The organism is Phytobacter cepae (assembly GCF_054165735.1).
Genome location: NZ_CM135107.1, coordinates 3,426,113 through 3,443,899 on the forward strand (window position 1 = coordinate 3,426,113; position 17,787 = coordinate 3,443,899).

14 protein-coding genes are annotated in these 17,787 nt (G+C 55.7%); 4 read left to right on the forward strand and 10 right to left on the reverse strand.

From position 1 onward, the window contains the following. Window positions 1-97: 97 nt before the first annotated feature. Together ACUY4Q_RS16090 and ACUY4Q_RS16095 are read left to right on the forward strand one after the other, a co-directional pair. Entirely contained in the window at window positions 98-1,402 is a 1,305-nt protein-coding gene (locus ACUY4Q_RS16090) for an MFS transporter (RefSeq protein ID WP_458043735.1), read from the forward strand. Window positions 1,403-1,417: 15 nt separating this feature from the next. Next, window positions 1,418-3,781, forward strand: a complete 2,364-nt coding sequence (locus ACUY4Q_RS16095; protein ID WP_458043736.1) for a glycoside hydrolase family 31 protein — start codon at window positions 1,418-1,420, stop codon at window positions 3,779-3,781. 236 nt (window positions 3,782-4,017) lie between these two features. Here ACUY4Q_RS16095 and ACUY4Q_RS16100 read toward each other — a convergent pair whose 3' ends face one another. Beyond that, window positions 4,018-5,613: an ABC-F family ATPase gene (locus ACUY4Q_RS16100; protein ID WP_458043737.1), complete on the reverse strand. Its 1,596-nt coding sequence runs from the start codon at window positions 5,611-5,613 to the stop codon at window positions 4,018-4,020. A gap of 215 nt (window positions 5,614-5,828) precedes the next feature. Between ACUY4Q_RS16100 and ldtB the strand changes: the two genes are divergently transcribed. Then, entirely contained in the window at window positions 5,829-6,749 is a 921-nt protein-coding gene (gene ldtB, locus ACUY4Q_RS16105; protein WP_458043738.1) for a L,D-transpeptidase, read from the forward strand. A 45-nt stretch (window positions 6,750-6,794) separates the two neighbouring features. Here the strand turns inward: ldtB and ACUY4Q_RS16110 are convergent, their stop codons facing one another. The 9 genes from ACUY4Q_RS16110 to mntR form a co-directional block, all read right to left on the reverse strand. Then, entirely contained in the window at window positions 6,795-7,511 is a 717-nt protein-coding gene (locus tag ACUY4Q_RS16110; RefSeq protein WP_458043739.1) for a GntR family transcriptional regulator, read from the reverse strand. A 15-nt stretch (window positions 7,512-7,526) separates the two neighbouring features. Beyond that, entirely contained in the window at window positions 7,527-8,849 is a 1,323-nt protein-coding gene (locus ACUY4Q_RS16115; RefSeq protein WP_458043740.1) for a PTS sugar transporter subunit IIC, read from the reverse strand. A 37-nt stretch (window positions 8,850-8,886) separates the two neighbouring features. Next, window positions 8,887-10,263, reverse strand: coding sequence for a glycoside hydrolase family 1 protein (locus ACUY4Q_RS16120; RefSeq protein ID WP_458043741.1), 1,377 nt, complete (start codon window positions 10,261-10,263; stop codon window positions 8,887-8,889). A gap of 191 nt (window positions 10,264-10,454) precedes the next feature. After that, entirely contained in the window at window positions 10,455-11,492 is a 1,038-nt protein-coding gene (locus ACUY4Q_RS16125) for an aldo/keto reductase (RefSeq protein WP_458043742.1), read from the reverse strand. Window positions 11,493-11,594: 102 nt separating this feature from the next. Beyond that, complete coding sequence (locus ACUY4Q_RS16130) at window positions 11,595-13,118, reverse strand: efflux transporter outer membrane subunit (RefSeq protein ID WP_458043743.1); 1,524 nt, start codon at window positions 13,116-13,118, stop codon at window positions 11,595-11,597. A 1-nt stretch (window position 13,119) separates the two neighbouring features. Beyond that, window positions 13,120-14,691 (reverse strand): DHA2 family efflux MFS transporter permease subunit, encoded by a 1,572-nt coding sequence (locus tag ACUY4Q_RS16135; RefSeq protein WP_458043744.1) that lies wholly within the window; start codon window positions 14,689-14,691, stop codon window positions 13,120-13,122. Continuing rightward, window positions 14,688-15,785, reverse strand: coding sequence for an HlyD family secretion protein (locus tag ACUY4Q_RS16140; protein WP_458043745.1), 1,098 nt, complete (start codon window positions 15,783-15,785; stop codon window positions 14,688-14,690). Before ACUY4Q_RS16140 ends, ACUY4Q_RS16135 begins: the two co-directional genes overlap by 4 nt. A gap of 100 nt (window positions 15,786-15,885) precedes the next feature. Then, complete coding sequence (locus tag ACUY4Q_RS16145; protein ID WP_458043746.1) at window positions 15,886-16,995, reverse strand: anion transporter; 1,110 nt, start codon at window positions 16,993-16,995, stop codon at window positions 15,886-15,888. Then, window positions 16,992-17,462, reverse strand: a complete 471-nt coding sequence (gene mntR, locus ACUY4Q_RS16150; RefSeq protein ID WP_458043747.1) for a manganese-binding transcriptional regulator MntR — start codon at window positions 17,460-17,462, stop codon at window positions 16,992-16,994. The genes ACUY4Q_RS16145 and mntR overlap by 4 nt, the downstream gene beginning before the upstream one ends. A gap of 191 nt (window positions 17,463-17,653) precedes the next feature. Between mntR and mntS the strand changes: the two genes are divergently transcribed. Further along, window positions 17,654-17,782: a manganase accumulation protein MntS gene (gene mntS / locus ACUY4Q_RS16155; protein ID WP_458043748.1), complete on the forward strand. Its 129-nt coding sequence runs from the start codon at window positions 17,654-17,656 to the stop codon at window positions 17,780-17,782. Window positions 17,783-17,787: the final 5 nt, after the last annotated feature.

Here is a 17,787-nt window from a genome sequence, read left to right on the forward strand (position 1 = left end):
AGACCTGAACGACAAAAAAATCCTCACGCGAGCCATTTCGGTATAACAAATAAATGGCCGCCACGACTTCCCTACAGAACGGTGTGCGGAGAAAAGAATGAGCCAGGGAATCAACAATACAGAAGGGGTGGCAGCGAAAAGCCGCCGAATCGTCAAGAACTTACGCTGGTGGGTGCTGGTCCTGTTTTTACTGGGGGTAACGGTAAACTACATTACCCGAAACTCACTGGGCATCCTCGCCCCCGAGCTGAAAACCAGCATGGGGATAACCACCGAGCAGTACTCCTGGATAGTCGGTGCCTTCCAGCTAGCCTATACCCTGTTCCAGCCGTTATGCGGATGGTTAATCGATGTGATTGGCCTCAAAGTGGGCTTTATGGTCTGCGCAACGATCTGGGCCATTGCCTGTATCGCGCATGCCGGGGCGGGCAGTTGGCTGCAACTGGCTATTTTACGCTTCACCATGGGGGCCTCAGAAGCGGCAGCGACACCCGCCAACGCTAAAACCCTCGGAGAGTGGTTCCCAAAATCCGAACGTCCCGTCGCCGCAGGCTGGGCAGGCGTGGGGTTCTCTATTGGAGCCATGCTCGCCCCGCCGATCATCTATTTTGCCCATGCCTCCTTTGGCTGGCAGGGTGCGTTTATGTTTACCGGCTTTCTCGCGCTGATGTGGGTGGTGCTGTGGTGGGTGTTTTACCACAACCCGGATAAACACCCGAACCTGAGCAAAGACGAGCTGGCGTTTATCAATCAGGACAACGAGCCACCGGCGGTGAAGCTCCCCTTCTTTACCGCCCTGAAGACGGTCTCAAAAAACAAACGCTTCTACGGCATTGCCATTCCGGCATTTATGGCCGAACCCGCGTGGGCGGTGCTGAGCTTTTGGGTGCCGCTGTACCTGGCAAAAGAGCATGGCATGGATCTGAAACAGATTGCCATGTTTGCCTGGCTGCCGTTCCTCGCCGCCGATCTGGGTAGCGTTGCCAGCGGTTATCTCACCAAATTGTATGTCCGCTGGTTTGGCTGCTCCCGGGTGAATTCAGTGGTAGCAAGCTCAGTGACCGGGGCATTCTTAATGATCTCGTTGGGCGTTGTCGCCCTCACCCGCGACCCTTACATCACCATTGCCCTGATTTCGATTGGTGGATTTGGTCACCAGATTATCTCCTGCATGCTGAGCGCGCTGGTGGTGGAATCTTTTGATAAAGGCCAGATGGCGACCGTCAACGGCATGCGCGGTTCGGCGGCGTGGATCGCAAGCTTCCTCTTCTCACTGCTGATAGGCGTCACCGCCGACAAAATTGGCTTTAATCCGTTGTTTATCGCCATGGGCTTCTTTGACCTGATTGGGGCCATTTTCCTGGTGTCATTTATTGCTGAACGTCGCGCAAAACGCGCCTGATAAGGGAGAGTTGCAATGAAAATCTTAAAAAACTGGACGCTGCAAAAGCAGGCCGCGCACCACGTTGAGCTGTGTGTCGACCAACAACACACGTTATGTGTCTACGTTCTGGAAAACAGCCTGTTCCGTGTGCTGGTAAAACGCAAAGGGGAGCTGGCTCTGAACAGAACCTGGAGCATCGCCCCGGCGCAGGATGTTCCCTGGGAGGGCCGAGACCGTGAAGATGTGAGCGGTTTTTCCTGCCCGGACTGGACGCTGGAACAGCACGATGAGGGTTTAACTGTCGCCACCGACCAACTGCGGGTGACCATCCATCACCCCCTGTGGCTGGAGTGGCACTACCGCAACGATGCCGGGGAGTGGCAATGGCTGGCCGGCGACAGGCCCACCAGCGCTTACTTGATCAATGCCCACGGCGATGGTGTTGCGCATTATCTCAGCCGTAAAAAAGAGGAACGCTTCTACGGGCTGGGGGAGAAAGCAGGTAATTTGCAGCGTACCGGGCAGCGCTATGAGATGCGCAACCTCGACGCCATGGGCTATAACGCAGCCAGTACCGACCCGCTGTACAAGCACATTCCCTTCACGCTGACCCGGCGGGATGACATCAGCTACGGCCTGTTTTACGACAACCTCAGCAGTTGCTGGCTGGATCTGGGCAATGAAATCGATAACTATCACACCGCCTATCGCCGCTGGCAGGCCGAAGCGGGTGACATCGATTACTACATGTTCACCGGTGCACGAGCGCTGGATGTCACCAAAGCCTTTGTTCGCCTGACGGGGAAAACCCTGTTTGGACCAAAGTGGAGCCTGGGCTACAGCGGCTCAACCATGCATTACACCGATGCGCCGGACGCGCAAAACCAGTTGATGAACTTTATTCGCCTGTGCGAAGAGCATGCCATTCCCTGCGATTCATTCCAGCTCTCTTCGGGCTACACCTCGATCAACGGCAAGCGCTACGTCTTTAACTGGAACTATGACAAAGTGCCGCAGCCAAAGGTGATGAGTCAGGCCTTCCACGATGCCGGGCTAAAACTGGCCGCAAATATCAAACCCTGCCTGTTGCAGGATCATCCGCGCTACAGCGAAGTGGCGGAAAGCGGTCTTTTCATCCGTGATTCAGAAATCGATGCGCCAGAACGCTCAAGCTTCTGGGATGACGAAGGTTCGCACCTCGACTTTACCAACCCGCAGACGGTGCAGTGGTGGCAGCAAGGGGTGACCACCCAACTGCTGGAAATGGGCATCGACGCCACCTGGAACGATAACAATGAGTTTGAAGTCTGGGACGGCGAGGCCCGCTGCCACGGCTTCGGGCAAGAGATCGCCATTAAGCATATTCGCCCGGTGATGCCGCTGCTGATGATGCGCGCCTCGCTGGAAGCCCAACAACGCTTTGCGCCGCAAAAGCGTCCGTATCTGATTTCGCGCTCCGGTTGTGCCGGGATGCAGCGCTATGTGCAGACATGGAGCGGCGATAACCGCACCAACTGGGACACGCTGCGTTACAACACGCGAATGGGGCTGGGCATGAGTTTGTCGGGGCTGTTTAACGTCGGCCATGATGTCGGTGGTTTTTCCGGTGATAAGCCTGATGCTGAACTCTTTGTGCGCTGGGTGCAAAACGGCGTGATGCATCCGCGCTTTACTATTCACTCGTGGAATGACGATCGCACGGTGAATGAGCCCTGGATGTATCCGGGCGTGACACCGGCTATCCGCAGTGCGATTGAACTTCGTTATCGCTTGTTGCCGTATCTTTATACGCTGCTTTGGCAGGCACATGCTGACGATGAACCGATGCTGCGCCCAACCTTCCTCGACCACGAGCACGACCCGCAGACCTTTGAGGAGTGTGACGATTTCCTGCTTGGCCGCGATATTCTGGTCGCCAGCGTGGTAGAGCCGGGGCAACGTGAGCGCCGCCTCTGGCTGCCTGAAAACGAAACGGGTTGGTACGATTTTTACACCCATGAATGGTTCTCCGGCGGCCAGTGGATTGTGCGCGATGCACCGCTGGAAAAACTGCCGTTAATGGTGAGAGGGGGTGCCGGCTTGCCGCTCAGTGAACGCATAAAGCATGTGTCAGTTGAAAAAGACGATACGCGCGAGCTTAAGCTGTTCCCGGTAAAAGGGGTTGGCGCCACGTCTGGCCTGCTGTTCGAGGACGACGGCGAAAGCTGGGGTTACCAGAAGGGTAATGCGTTATGGCTGGAGTGGGAGATGGTGTGTGACGGCGCAAGCATTAACCTGAAGATCAACGCACGCGGGGATTATCGTCCAGCGTGGAAAGCGCTGAAGGTGTCGTTACCGGCGGGTGAGAAACGTAAATTACTGGTGAATGGCGAAGAAAGGGGTGAATGGGTGTTGTAGTGCGGCCTGATGCCCTCACCCTCTCCCACCGGGAGAGGGAACAGAAGCAACACTTCTTTCACCCTCACCCTCTCCCTCTCCCACCGGGAGAGGGAACAGAAGCAACACGTCTTTCCCTAAGTATCTCGCGTTGCAGGAAGGCGGCAAACCTGTGAATCCCCGGGAGCTTACATAAGTAAGTGACCGGGGTGAACAGGTGAAGCCAACGCATCTGCAGCGTGAAAGACGACGGGAAATTAGTTATCGATACCTTTGCTGCGCAGGTAATCTTCGTAGTTACCGCTGAAGTCGACCACTTTTTCTGGGGTAATTTCAATCACACGGGTCGCCAGCGAGCTGACGAACTCACGGTCATGGGAGACGAAAATCAGGGTGCCCTGATACATCTCCAGCGCCATGTTCAGCGACTCAATGGATTCCATATCCAGGTGGTTGGTCGGTTCATCCATGATCAGAATGTTAGGCTTTTGCATCATCAGCTTGCCGAACAGCATGCGCCCTTTTTCACCGCCAGAGAGCACCTTAGCCGGTTTCTTGATATCGTCCTGGCTGAACAGCAGGCGGCCGAGGAAACCACGAACCACCTGCTCATCGTCGCCCTCCTGCTTCCACTGGCTCATCCAGTCAAACACGGACAGATCGTTATCGAAATCGTCGGCATGGTCCTGCGCGTAGTAGCCAATTTGCGCATTTTCAGACCATTTCACGGTGCCGTGGTCCGGGGCAAGTTCGCCGACCAGGGTTTTCAGCATGGTGGATTTACCCACGCCGTTCGCACCGATAATGGCAATTTTTTCGCCCACTTCCATCATCAGGTTGAAGTTTTTAAACAGCGGGCCGTTGTCAAAGCCTTTGGTCAGCGCTTCTACTTCCAGCGCGTTACGGAACAGTTTCTTATCCTGCTCGAAACGGATGAACGGGTTCTGACGGCTGGAGGCTTTCACCTCATCCAGTTTGATTTTATCAATCTGACGCGCACGTGAAGTGGCCTGGCGAGACTTTGAGGCGTTGGCGCTAAAGCGGCTAACGAAGGATTGCAGGTCAGCAATCTGCGCTTTTTTCTTGGCGTTGTCGGCCAGCAGACGTTCACGCGCCTGGGTGGCAGCGGTCATGTACTCGTCGTAGTTACCGGCGTAAACGCGCAGCTCGCCGTAGTCCAGATCCGCCATGTGGGTGCACACCATGTTCAGGAAGTGACGGTCGTGCGAAATGATGATCATGGTGCTTTCACGCTCGTTGAGCGTCTGCTCCAGCCAGCGGATAGTGTCGATGTCCAGGTTGTTCGTCGGTTCATCGAGCAGCAGGATGTCCGGGTTAGAGAACAGCGCCTGAGCCAGCAGGACACGCAGCTTCCAGCCCGGAGCGACTTCACTCATCAGGCCGTAATGTTGTTCTACCGGGATACCGACGCCCAGCAGCAGTTCGCCCGCGCGCGCTTCGGCAGAGTAACCGTCCATCTCGCCATACTGCGTTTCGAGATCGGCCACTTTGTAGCCATCTTCTTCGCTCATTTCGGCCAGACTGTAAATGCGGTCGCGCTCTTGTTTCACTTCCCACAGCTCGCCATGACCCATGATCACGGTATCGAGAACGGTGAAGGTTTCGAAGGCAAACTGATCCTGGCGCAGCTTACCGATACGCTCGTTAGGATCGAGCGAGACGTTCCCCAGCGTAGGCTCTAAGTCGCTGCCGAGGATTTTCATAAAGGTGGATTTACCGCTTCCGTTAGCGCCGATCAGGCCGTAACGGTTGCCGCCGCCAAATTTGACGGAAATGTTTTCAAAGAGCGGCTTGCTGCCGAACTGCATGGTGACGTTGCTGGTTACTAACACGGAAGTATCCTGAAATGTGTGACAAACACCCTATTATGCCACAATTCCGAATTAGATTCCTGCTTCGAAACGCAGGGCTAAAATGAAAGCAACGGGAAAAAAGTGTGATTTAGTACACATCCGAATTCCCTGCGCGGGGGAATGCACATATAATGCGCTCCCATCAATAGAAAGCATTATTAACCCAACGGCCTGTGGCACGAATCTCGCACAACATGAACATGAAAATAAAAACGCTTTTAGCGGCGGCGTTTGCCGTCGTAGGCTTTTGTAATACCGCGTCTGCTGTTACTTACCCGCTGCCAACCGATGGCAGTCGTCTTGTCGGCCAGAACCAGGTCGTGACGATCCCAGAAGGCAATACCCAGCCGCTGGAGTACTTTGCGGCGGAGTACCAGATGGGTCTTTCCAACATGACGGAAGCCAACCCGGGTATTGATGCCTTCCTGCCGAAAGGCGGTACGGTGATGAACATCCCGCAGCAGCTGATTCTGCCGGATACTGTGCATGAAGGTATCGTGATTAACAGTGCTGAAATGCGCCTCTATTACTACCCGAAAGGCACGAACACCGTCATCGTGCTGCCTATCGGTATCGGCCAGTTGGGTAAAGACACCCCGATTAACTGGACCACCAAAGTTGAACGTAAGAAAGCAGGTCCGACCTGGACTCCGACGGCCAAAATGCACGCTGAATACATTGCCGCTGGCGAGCCGCTGCCTGCGGTTGTACCGGCTGGCCCGGATAACCCGATGGGTCTGTATGCGCTCTACATCGGCCGTCTGTATGCTATTCATGGCACCAACGCCAACTTCGGTATCGGTCTGCGCGTGAGCCACGGCTGCGTGCGTCTGCGTAATGACGACATCAAATTCCTGTTCGAAAACGTGCCGGTCGGCACCCGCGTTCAGTTCATTGATGAGCCGGTAAAAGCGACCACCGAGCCAGACGGTTCACGTTATGTAGAAGTCCATAACCCGCTGTCCACCACGGAAGAGCAGTTCAACGAAGGTGAAATCGTGCCGATCTCGTTGACCAAAAGCGTCCAGAGCGTGACCAGCCAGTCTGACGTCGATCAAAGCATTGTTGAGCAGGCCATCCAGAACCGTTCCGGTATGCCGGTACGTCTGAACTAAGCAGCATGTACACCCTAAAAAAGCGGGTCTGAGACCCGCTTTTTTTTATCCGTTATTCACCACAATCACGCCACCGTGATCGTAGCGGTAGTGGCAATGGGCATACTCCAGCGGCGTACCATCCTCCAGATAAATCACCTGCTCCACCTCCAGCACCGGATCGGTCTCTTCACAGTTCAGGTACTTTTTATCTTCTTCGCCCGGCTTCAGCGCTCGTACCACACGGTACGAACCCATGATTTTCAACGCCAGGGATTCCTGTACATAGCTGAATACTGAACTTTCAAGATGGGATTTATTCAACCCCGGCACCAGATTCACCGGCATCAGGGTAAACTCCAGCGACATCGGTTCACCCTCCAGCAGCCGCAGACGGATAAAGTCATATACCGGGTCGTCTGGCCCCACCAGCAGCGAGGCCTGCTCTTTTTCCGTCGGGAAGCGCAGCTCAAACTTGATAATCTTGCTCGTCACCTGGCCCACGTGCTCCCAGGTTTTTGTCGCGCCATAGTAATCACTCCCCGGCAGATCCCAACGGCTGAGCTGGAGAAAGTTTTTGCGAATAAAGGTGCCCTGCCCCTGGCGGGTATAGACCAGCCCTTCCACAATGAGCTGGCGCATCGCCTGCTGAATGGTCATCCGGCTGGTATTAAACTCTGCCGCAAGGGCAAACTGGTCAGGCAAGGGGTCACTCGCGCCGTAACGCTGGCTGAGGATCCGCTGTTTGATTTCCCGCGCGATAAGAATGTATTTCGCCGCCATTGCCTGTCCTTAGTTTTATTCGGTTATGCCATTGTTTTTTAAGGCCACTCTCTCGGCTATTTTGAGGAAAGGCAGGTAGAAGAATACACCAAAGATGATGATTATCAACTGAACGACCACCGCTCGCCAGTCCCCCGCCGTTGCCAGCCAGGCGCTTAAAATCGGCGGTGTCGTCCAGGGGATCATCACCACGCATTTTGACATCCAGCCCAGGGTCGTGCAGATCCAGGCAAAGTAAATACCGATGGCGGGCAGCAGCACAAAGGGGATCATCAGCGGCAGGTTAAAGACGATCGGCAGGCCGAAAATCACCGGTTCGTTAATGTTAAACAGACCCGGGGAAACGGACAGACGCGCCACCTGATTAGCGGCTTTCTGTTTTGAGAAAATAAGAATTGCCAACAGCAACGACAGGGTACTGCCGGTGCCGCCAATCATGCCAAAGGTCGGCACAAAGATATTGTTGATGATATGCGGTATCGGCTGCCCGTTAGCAAAGGCAATCATATTCTCATTGGTGTTGATAAGCAGGAACGGCTCCAGTATTACCCCGTTGACCACCGACTGATGGATGCCCAAGGTAAACAGGAAGTTACCGAAGCTGTAAATAAACAGCGTGCCTGGCAGGCTGGTGTTAATCAGCCGCAGCGGTTGCTGAATCAGGGTGGTAATAAGGTGGATTAAATCCGTATGCAGCACGTTGGCCAACAGCGCCGCCACGATGGCGAAGGTCGACAGCGTGATAATCGTCGGAATCAGCGCTGAGAACGACTGGCCCACCGCCGGGGGCACATTTTCTCCCAACGAGATATTCAGCTTTTTGATATTCGCCACACGAATAAACAGCTCGGTGGAGAGCAAGCCGATAATAACCCCGGCGAAAATCCCGGTCGAACCAATATTACCGAAGGAGAGCATCTGACCGACGGTCACTGCCGCTTTGCCGCCCTCCGGCACCACCTCCAGCTTCATCGGCATCATCATGATGTAACTCGATAAAGCAATCACTACCGCCGAAACCGGATTATCAAAATTGCGGTTGCGCGCCAGTGACCAGGCGGTCATAGGCGCAATCAACAAGGCCGCAATATTCAGTGTGCCATTGATGATGACATCGCCCCAGACTTTAAAACGCACCAGCGTCTCGCCCTCGAGGATCCACGGGAAAACCACGTTATTCACCAGCACCGCCAGCCCGGCCAGAATAAAAATGGGCATCACGGCGGCGAAGGCATCCCTTAGCGATCGTAGATGCACCTGACCTGCCAGGCGAGCGGAAAAATCGACAAACCTGTCGACAAAGGACGGCGTATTTTCGGTCTGTTTAGAGTCAGACATAATGGTCTCCCGTGAATGGCAGTCGCGGCCTTACGCTTTACATTTCGCGCCCGTTAGTATGAATAACCTGTTTCAGCCAGGCGTAGCTCTGTTTAGGAATGCGTTTTAGATCTTTGAGATCATGATTTTCGCGGTTGACGTAGACCACCCCGTAGCGCTTACGCATATCGCCCTGCGAGCTGAGAATGTCGATAAGCCCCCAGCCGAGATAACCGATGACCTCTGCACCGTCTTCAAAAATCGCGTCTTTCATCGCTTGCAGGTGATCCCGGTGATAGGCCACGCGGTAGTCATCCTGAATCGGGTTAACCCCATCCCAGCTTTCAATCACCCCAATGCCGTTCTCAATCGGGAACACCGGCAGCCGCCAGTCGTTGTAGTAACGGGTGATGATGGTGCGAAAACCCAACGGATCGATCTGCCAGCCCCACTCCGTCGCCTTCAGATGCGGGTTAGGCACGTCGCCCTGTTGCAGGTAATAATTGACCGGCGCATCGGGGGAGATAGCGTCGCTGTCCAGCGTCTTGCTGGCGTAATAGCTGAAGGCCATATAGTCACTTTTCACCTGGCTGATGAGCGTTAAATCTTCAGCCCGATAGATATCGCCAAAACCTTCGCGTTCCACCACCGCCATCACCGCCGGGCTGTAGCCCTGACCGGCAAACACCCGCAGCAGGTTCTGATTCAGGAATTCGTCATACTGCTGGGCGCAGAAAACATCGCGCGGTTTGCAGGTCGCCGGGTAGACCAGCTGGTGCGCCAGCATGCCCCCCATCAGCTTGCCCGGTTTGGTCTCATGCAGATACTGGGTGAGCTGCACATGCGCCATCATCACGTGGTGCTGAATCTGATACAGCTCGCGCAGGGTCTTCTCGCCGTTGAGATAGCCACCGACTTTAAACGCCTCAGGCATGTGGTAAATATTTTGTTCATTGAAGGTCAGCCACCAGGTCACCTTGTCGCCGAAGCAGTCGATCATCTTCTGCCCGTAACGTACAAAGGCATCAAGCACGCGGCGGTCGGTAAAGCCGTTGTATTTCTCCGCCAGCGCCAGCGGCATATCGAAATGGTAGAGGCAGATCATCGGCGCAATGCCCCGGTCGATGAGATCGTTAATGAAGCGATCGTAGAACGCGATCCCCTCTTCATTAAACTCCCCTTCACCATCAGGGCAGACACGGCTCCATGCAATCTGGAACCGGTAGCAGTTCATGCCGAGATCCTGCATACAGTCAAAATCTTCGTGGTAGCGATGATAGGAATCGGTGGCGACCTTCCAGTCGGAAGCAAACTCACTGGCTTCGCGGATGTCATACACGGACGGCCCCTTCCCGCCCTCGTTCCATGCCCCTTCGGTCTGCATGCTGGAAACTGAATTGCCCCATAAAAAGCCCGGCGGTAGCGTTTTTGTCATCTCGTCTTCTCCGTGTTGGCATGTAAAGTCATTTCATTTTCATGACTAGTCATATAGACAAGCATGCAAAGTCAGGCCACGAGAACGATCGTTTTTTGTGACTCACGTGGAGAAAATAGCGGGGTGAAGGGCAACACAAAAAAAAGCCCCGGTGGGCTGAAACGCACACCGGGGCCAGGCAAACGAAGGGGTTATTTGGCTAACTGATTACGCCGGTATTCCCCCTGGCGCTCCAGCATCCAGCCGGGGTATTCACGCGGCAGCGCGCTCACCGCATCGAGCTGGCGTCGTTCATCTTCGGTCAGGCGAATCGTCGTGGCTGCAATGTTATCATCCAGCTGTTCCGGGCGTTTAGCCCCGATAATTACGCTGGTCACTACCGGCTGGTGTAGCAGCCAGGCAAGAGCAATTTGTGCAACAGAGACGCCTTTGGCTTCCGCTATCACCCGCATCACATCCACGCAGTCAAAGGCGCGATCTTTATTCACCGGCGGGAAATCAAATTCCAGACGGCGACTGCCCGCCTCGCCCTGCCCGTCGCGACCGTATTTACCGCTTAACAGGCCTCCCGCCAGCGGGCTCCAGACCATCAGACCGACGTTCTCACTTTGCATCATCGGCACCAGCTCACGCTCCAGGTCACGCCCGGCGATGGTGTAGTAAGCCTGCAATGAGGCAAAACGCGCCAGCCCCAGGCGTTCGGAAATGCCCAGCGCTTTGGCGATTTGCCACGCCGCCCAGTTGGAGACGCCGATGTAGCGCACATGGCCGTGCTGCACGAGGTTATCGAGCGCGTAAAGCATCTCCTCCATTGGCGTTGCCGGGTCAAAGCCGTGCAACTGGTAGAGATCGATATGATCGAGCTGCAGACGTCTCAGGCTCTCTTTCACGCTACCGATGATGTGATAGCGCGAGCTGCCTCGCGAGTTCACCCCTGCCGTTCCGGTTTCACCAAAGACTTTGGTCGCCACCACCACGTTCTCACGGGGGATTTTCAGGTTTCTCAGCGCCTGGCCTGTTATCTCTTCGGAGCGGCCTTCAGAATAGACGTTGGCGGTATCGATGAAGTTAATGCCCGCATCCAGCGCACTGCCGACAAGCTTATCCGCTTGCGCCTGATCCAGTTGCCCGATTTTACTCCACATCCCGCTTTCACCACCGAAGGTCATGGTGCCAAGGCATAATTCAGATACAAACAGACCGGTATTGCCGAGTTTTTGATAACGCATGGGGCGTCTCCTCTCACTGTGGTTGACGCAAACAGTTATACGCAAAACGCGGCTCGCCGGAATGTGAGGTTCCTGTCTGTTTCTTGCCTAAACCTCTGAACCTTACCCGCGAGGCGCATCACCGAAAACATCGTACTCAGGCAGTTGCACATTCTGATAAGGTTCCCAGCCGCCGCCGAGCGCTTTATACAGCGCCACTAAATCAAGGCTACTCTGGACCCGCGCCTGGGCCCGCTGCTGCTCGGCCTGCGCCAGCTGTCGCTGGGCATCCAGCACATCAATAAAGGTCGCGATCCCCTGACGGTAGCTATCGCTGGCTAAATTGAAGGCGTTTTGCAGAGCTTCAATGGTTTTTTCCAGCCCCGCTTCGCGCTGTTGGTCGCTGCGGTAGCTGACCAGTGCGTTTTCCACATCACCCAGTGCTTCCAGCACCGTCTGACGATAATTCAGCACCGCGGCGCCTTGCTGGGCGCGAGCCAGCTTGACGCTGGAGACCAGTCTGCCCCCCTGGAAAATGGGCACGGAGATTTGCGGGCCGAAGCTGTAAAAGTGGCTGCTCCAGTCGGTCAGCCAGTCCGTTTCGCTGTTACGTAGCCCAAACTGTCCACTGAGCGTCAGGCTGGGGAAAAGCTGCGCCACCGAGACGCCAATCTGAGCGGTTGCCGCGTGCAGGGTGGCTTCGGCTTCCCGCACATCCGGGCGACGGCGCGCCAGGGTCGATGGAATGCCGGTCTGCACGATTTTTGGCAACGCCGGCAGCGGCTGGTTGCCGCGCAATTCACTGTCGAGCGCACCCGGTGGTTTGCCCAGCAGCACCGCCAGGGCGTTCATCGCCTGCCGCTCCTGAGCCTGATACTGCGGCAGTTGCGCTTCGAGGTTGCCCACCTGCGCACGGGCATTTTCCACATCTAATTGCGGTGACAATCCGCCGCGCTGGCGGTTTTCCGTCAACTCAAACGTTTGTTGTGCGGTATCAATCTGGGTTTGCAGGGTCTTGATGATACTTTGTGCGCCACGCAGCTGCAGCCAGGCGCGTGCCACCTCCGCCTGCAGTGAGACCAGCGCATCGTTGCGCTGCTCAATGGCCTGCTGCTGCTGAGCCGCGCTGGCTTCAACCTGACGACGCACTTTGCCCCACAGGTCGAGCTCCCATTGCGCATCGAAGCTGCCCTGGTAGAGGTTGACGGGCTGGGTTAATGCACCCAACGCTCCCGAGATTTCCGGGTCGACGTTATTCAGTTGCCCGTACACGTCATGGGATTTCAGCTCCCCTTCCAGCCCGAGTTGCTGTCGGGTCGCCTGCAGGTTGCCGTTCACCGCCGGCAGAAAAGCGCCACCCGCCTGGTTTATCTGCTCACGCGCGCCGGCGATGCGGAGCACCGTCTGCTGCAGTGACAAATTTCCGGCAACCGCGCGCTCAATCAGGCTATTAAGTTGAGGCGAATTAAAGGTCGTCCACCAGCGCGGATTGACCGCCTGGGGCGCGGTTTGCGAGGCGACACTTTTATCGCCCGGATCGTTCCAGCGCGCCGGCGTTTGCGGCTTCGGCTGCTGATAATCCGGCCCCACTGCGCATCCGGCCAGTAAGAGCGACAACATTATTAAAGAGAAACCACGCCTGGACATATTAATGTGCTCCTGCGCTGCCTTCGCTCTTGATTGGCGAAAGCAGTAAACAAAATGGAATCAGTAAAAACGCCACGACCGCGAGCAGTGTGAACACGTCGATGTAAGCCAGAAAACGCGCCTGGGCTATCATGGTTTTGTACATCTGCCCGGTTGCGGTATTGAGTGCATCGCCGGTAATGGCGGTGAAATTGCGTATCGCTTCTGCCGACTCGCGCAGGGCGAGCTGGAACTGCTCGTTGAGCGGCGAGGCATGGGTGGAAAGATGCGCACTGTGCGCCTGCGAACGCTCGGTAATCGCCGCCGTAGAGAGCGAAATGCCAATGGACCCTGCTACGTTTCGGAACATGGTAAACAGCGCGGCCGCATCGGCGTTGAGCTGCCTTGGGATAGTAATAAAGGCAATGGTGGTGAGCGGCACGAACAGGAACCCCAACCCTATCGACTGGGCGCTACGGAACAACACAAGGGTTTCAAAGTCGATATTGGGCGTCAAGGTGCGTGACCACCAGAACGAGGCGCCAAGGCAGAAAAAGCCGAAGGCAATTATCCAGCGTGTCTGCACGAGCGGCATCAGTTTGAGCACCAGCGGGATCGTCAGCACGATAAGCACCGCCCCCGGCGAGAGCACCAGCCCGGACCAGGTGGCGGTATAACCCAAATCCTGTTGCGCCAGTTGGGGAATAACCACCGAGCTGCCGTACAGAATCATCGCCATCCCGGCCATCAGCAGGCTGGACACGGCAAAGTTTTTATCCGCCATACAGCGCAGATCCACGACCGGTTTTTTGGCGTAAAGCAGCCAGTAAATGGCGCCAATAATCCCGATAAGCGTCAGAACGGCAAAGGTACGGGTGAAATCGGAGGCAAACCAGTCCTCGTCTTCGCCCCTGTCGAGCATCACCTGCAGGCAGCCGAGGCCCAGGGCAATCAGGCTGATCCCGGTCCAGTCAACAGAGAGTTTCTCTTCTGATTTACGTTCCCAGGGCGGGTCTTCCAGCAGATGATAAATCGCCAGCACGGTGACTATCCCGACCGGGATATTGATAAAGAAGACCCAGCGCCAGGAATAGTTATCCGTTATCCAGCCGCCGAGGGTTGGGCCCAGTACCGGTGCAACGATGATGGCGATGGATGACAGGCCAAAGGCTTTACCCCTGTCTTCCGGTTTGAAGTAGTCCAGCAATACCGACTGCTGAGTTGGCTGCAAGCCGCCGCCAAAAAAGCCCTGTAAAATTCGGAACAGAATGATTTGCCAGAGTTCCGTGGCGATGCCGCATAAGAAGGAGCAGACGGTAAACATCACAATGCAGATCAGAAAGAACTGCTTGCGACCAAAGACCCGGCTCAGAAACGCGGAGATGGGCAGCACGATGCCGTTTGCCACCAGATAGCTGGTCAGCACCCAGGTCGATTCGTCATAGCTGGCCGAAAGCGAACCGGCGACGTGGGGGAGCGCAACGTTGACGATGGTGGTGTCGAGAATTTCCATAAACACCGCCAGCGTCACGACCCACGCGACCGTCCAGGGATTACTGGCCGGGCGCCAGTTTTCATGGCTGGTCTCTGTCATTCCAGGGTGACCTTAGGTTCAACAGAGAGGCCGAGCGGCAGCGGACGACTCGCATCCAGCCCTTTGTCGATGACAATTTTCACCGGCACACGCTGTACGATTTTCACGAAGTTGCCGGTGGCATTTTCCGACGGGAAGGCCGAGAACTTCGAGCCACTGCCCTGCTGGATGCTGTCGATATGTCCTTCCAGCTCCATGTCCGGCCAGGCATCGACCGTCACCGTTACTTTGTTGCCGGGGCGCATCCGCTCCAGCTGTGACTCTTTGAAATTGGCGGTCACCCAAATCTGCGGCGACACCAGCGAAAAGAGCGCCGTTCCGGCCTGCACCAGGGTGCCGGTTTGCACGTTGCGTTTGGTGACAAAGCCGTCAAAGGGCGCACGAACTTCGGTCCAGGAAAGATTGAGTTCCGCGGTTTCAAGCTGGGCTCTGGCCTGGTCGACCTGACGCTGGCGCGCTTCGACGTTGGTTTCCTGTTGTCGCACCTGCAACTGAACCTGATCGGCCACTTCAAGCTGGGCCTGCGCGCTGGCAAGCTGGGCCTGGGCGCTACGCAATTGCGCATTCGCGCTGTCGATGTTCTGCTGGGTGGTAGCGCGCGGGTCAACGCCGCGCTGGCGTTTGTAAGCCGCCTGGGCGTTGGCGAGATCGGCTTGCGCCTTCAGGACCTGCGCTCGCGCTTCATCGCGCTGTGCCGGATATTGTACTTTGGAGAGGTCAAGCTGCGCCTGGGCCTGGTGAAGCTGCGCCTCGGCCAGCCCCAGTTGCGCCTGGGCCTGATCGCGCTGGGCCGTGGCATCACGCGGGTCAATCACCAGCAACAGATCGCCTTTCTTGACCTGCTGGTTATCTTTGACCCGCAGGTCGGTCACGTAACCGGCGACTTTCGGCGCAATGGTCACCGCGTCACCGTCGGTAAAGGCATCGTCGGTGGTCTCCTGGTTACGGGTCATCATCCACCAGACCAGTGCGACGATGACCATCACGATAACCACGATACCCAATATAATGAGCGGTTTTTTACCCGGACGCTTACGGGGAGTTGTCTCTTCTTTTTGCTGCCCGTTTTCAGGCGAAGTAGTAGTGTCTGCCATAGCTCGCAACAATCCTGTCAGTGAACGGCGTCACAGTTACGCCGTTTACTAAAGTTAGAAGCTTGCTATACATTTGCCAGGATAAACTGACAAATCAGCACTATCTGAGAAGAAGTAATCCGTAACCCACCAGCGCGGCCCAGACCAGCATGGGAAGGGAATAGAGGTGGAAACGCCACCAGATGCGGCGATCGTTAGCCATACGTAACGCAATCAAATTTGCCAGCGACCCCGGCAGCAAACCAAACCCCCCAACGTTAACCGCCCAGGCAAGCAAGGTATCCGGCTGAACATAGTTGAGCAGCAGGATGGTGGCAGGCACATTACTGATGAATTGCGACAGGCCGATAGCGGTTAGCCACAACCCTGGCGGTGAGAGCTGGCTGGTGGCACTCAATATGTTATGTAGCACCGGCAGCTGAATCAGCAGATGCACATCAATGAACATCGCCGTAAACACCAGCAGCAACGTCCAGTCGACGCTCAGCACCACGCGACGGGCAAGCACAATAAAGCCTGCCGCCACCAGTCCCAGCCCCCAGAGTTCCTGCTTCAGTTCAAGTGCGGTAATAAAAACCAGGTAAAAAGCCAGGCAGGCCCACACCAGGCGAGGCTGCCAGTCGGGGTTTTTAGCGCCGCTATGGTAACGCAGCGCCGTGTTTGAGAAACAGAACCAGCAGAGGAACAGCAGTGAGAGCATCATCGCCAGGGCCAGCGGGGCCATCTGGCCGATAAAGGCCAGGAACGAACTGCCGGAGCGCCCCCACAACAAAATGTTTTGTGGATTCCCTATCGGGGTCAACAGAGAACCGGCGTTGACGGCCAGCGCTTCAAAAATGATCAGCCGGTTAACCGGAATTTCGCAGAGCTTTTTAAGGGTAATGGTCAGCGGCACCACGATAAACAGTGCCACATCGTTGGTCAGGAAGGTGGAGAGCAGCGCAGCCGCCAGCACCATAAACATGCCCAACTGGCGTTCGCTGTGAAAACGGCGCACCATCCGCCGCCCAAGTACATCGAAATAGCCGCTTAACTCAACGCCTTTGGTGAGGAGCATTAACCCGCTCAGGGTAATAATCGTGTGCCAGTCAATGGCAGCGGGCCATTTTTCCGGCGCAAAGGGAACGGCAAAGCACAGCACGATCCCAATCAGAAGCAGGAGATGCAGGAAGCGATCGCGCAGTAGCGCACGAAAAAACGGCAGGCTCATTCAGAGGGTGACCCGTGTTGTTGCGTAAAGAGGCGAAAACGCTCCAGCGTCTCCTCACTGACATGATGCTCCATGCCTTCCGCATCGCGACGGGCGGTATCCGGGCTGATGCCCAGCACCAGCAGGAAACTTTCAACAATTTGATGGCGCTCGCGGCTGGCCTGCGCCAGCTTTTCGCCTTCCGGCGTCAGGAATACCCCGCGCCACGGGATCTGTTCAATCAACCCCACCGTTGCCAGGCGCTTTAACATCTTGGCGACCGTCGGCTGGGACACGCCCAGACGGGCAGCCATATCAACCTGACGGGCTTCCCCCACTTCGTGAATCAAATCAGAAATCAGTTCGACATAATCATCGATCAGTTCGCGGCGATGCGCTTCACGGACCTGACGAAATCCTTCGACATGCTCTTCAACATTTACCAGCGTCACTTTTTTTATTGTTTGCTTACCTGCGCGACGGTTCATTGTGCTTCCTCTGAGGTGTGACGCGACGTCCGCATCATAAGAGAGCGCTCATTGTAAACTAAACGTGAAGCAGCACAAAAAATTAACGTATTAGCCGTAGCTATACAATATAGCCTATGCTATATCTGTATGTATAACGTTCGCTGCTTTAACGAACGGGCAGGCCGAAATCGAGAAGTAAGGAGGCCATCATGAATGAATTTAAGAGGTGTATGAGCGTGTTTAGTCACTCCCCCTTCAAAGTGCGTTTGATGCTGCTGAACATGTTGTGCGACATCATTAACGGCAAACCAAAATCAGACGATACGTCTGCTCACTAACGCGG

Excerpts from the sequence above, each read along its gene's own strand:
- ACUY4Q_RS16090 (WP_458043735.1), top strand. The coding sequence starts at position 98 with ATGAGCCAGGGAATCAACAATACAGAAGGGGTGGCAGCGAAAAGCCGC.
- ACUY4Q_RS16095 (WP_458043736.1), top strand. The coding sequence starts at position 1,418 with ATGAAAATCTTAAAAAACTGGACGCTGCAAAAGCAGGCCGCGCACCAC.
- ldtB (WP_458043738.1), top strand. The coding sequence starts at position 5,829 with ATGAACATGAAAATAAAAACGCTTTTAGCGGCGGCGTTTGCCGTCGTA.
- ACUY4Q_RS16110 (WP_458043739.1), bottom strand. The coding sequence starts at position 7,511 with ATGGCGGCGAAATACATTCTTATCGCGCGGGAAATCAAACAGCGGATC.
- ACUY4Q_RS16115 (WP_458043740.1), bottom strand. The coding sequence starts at position 8,849 with ATGTCTGACTCTAAACAGACCGAAAATACGCCGTCCTTTGTCGACAGG.
- ACUY4Q_RS16120 (WP_458043741.1), bottom strand. The coding sequence starts at position 10,263 with ATGACAAAAACGCTACCGCCGGGCTTTTTATGGGGCAATTCAGTTTCC.
- ACUY4Q_RS16125 (WP_458043742.1), bottom strand. The coding sequence starts at position 11,492 with ATGCGTTATCAAAAACTCGGCAATACCGGTCTGTTTGTATCTGAATTA.
- ACUY4Q_RS16130 (WP_458043743.1), bottom strand. The coding sequence starts at position 13,118 with ATGTCCAGGCGTGGTTTCTCTTTAATAATGTTGTCGCTCTTACTGGCC.
- ACUY4Q_RS16135 (WP_458043744.1), bottom strand. The coding sequence starts at position 14,691 with ATGACAGAGACCAGCCATGAAAACTGGCGCCCGGCCAGTAATCCCTGG.
- ACUY4Q_RS16140 (WP_458043745.1), bottom strand. The coding sequence starts at position 15,785 with ATGGCAGACACTACTACTTCGCCTGAAAACGGGCAGCAAAAAGAAGAG.
- ACUY4Q_RS16145 (WP_458043746.1), bottom strand. The coding sequence starts at position 16,995 with ATGAGCCTGCCGTTTTTTCGTGCGCTACTGCGCGATCGCTTCCTGCAT.
- mntR (WP_458043747.1), bottom strand. The coding sequence starts at position 17,462 with ATGAACCGTCGCGCAGGTAAGCAAACAATAAAAAAAGTGACGCTGGTA.
- mntS (WP_458043748.1), top strand. The coding sequence starts at position 17,654 with ATGAATGAATTTAAGAGGTGTATGAGCGTGTTTAGTCACTCCCCCTTC.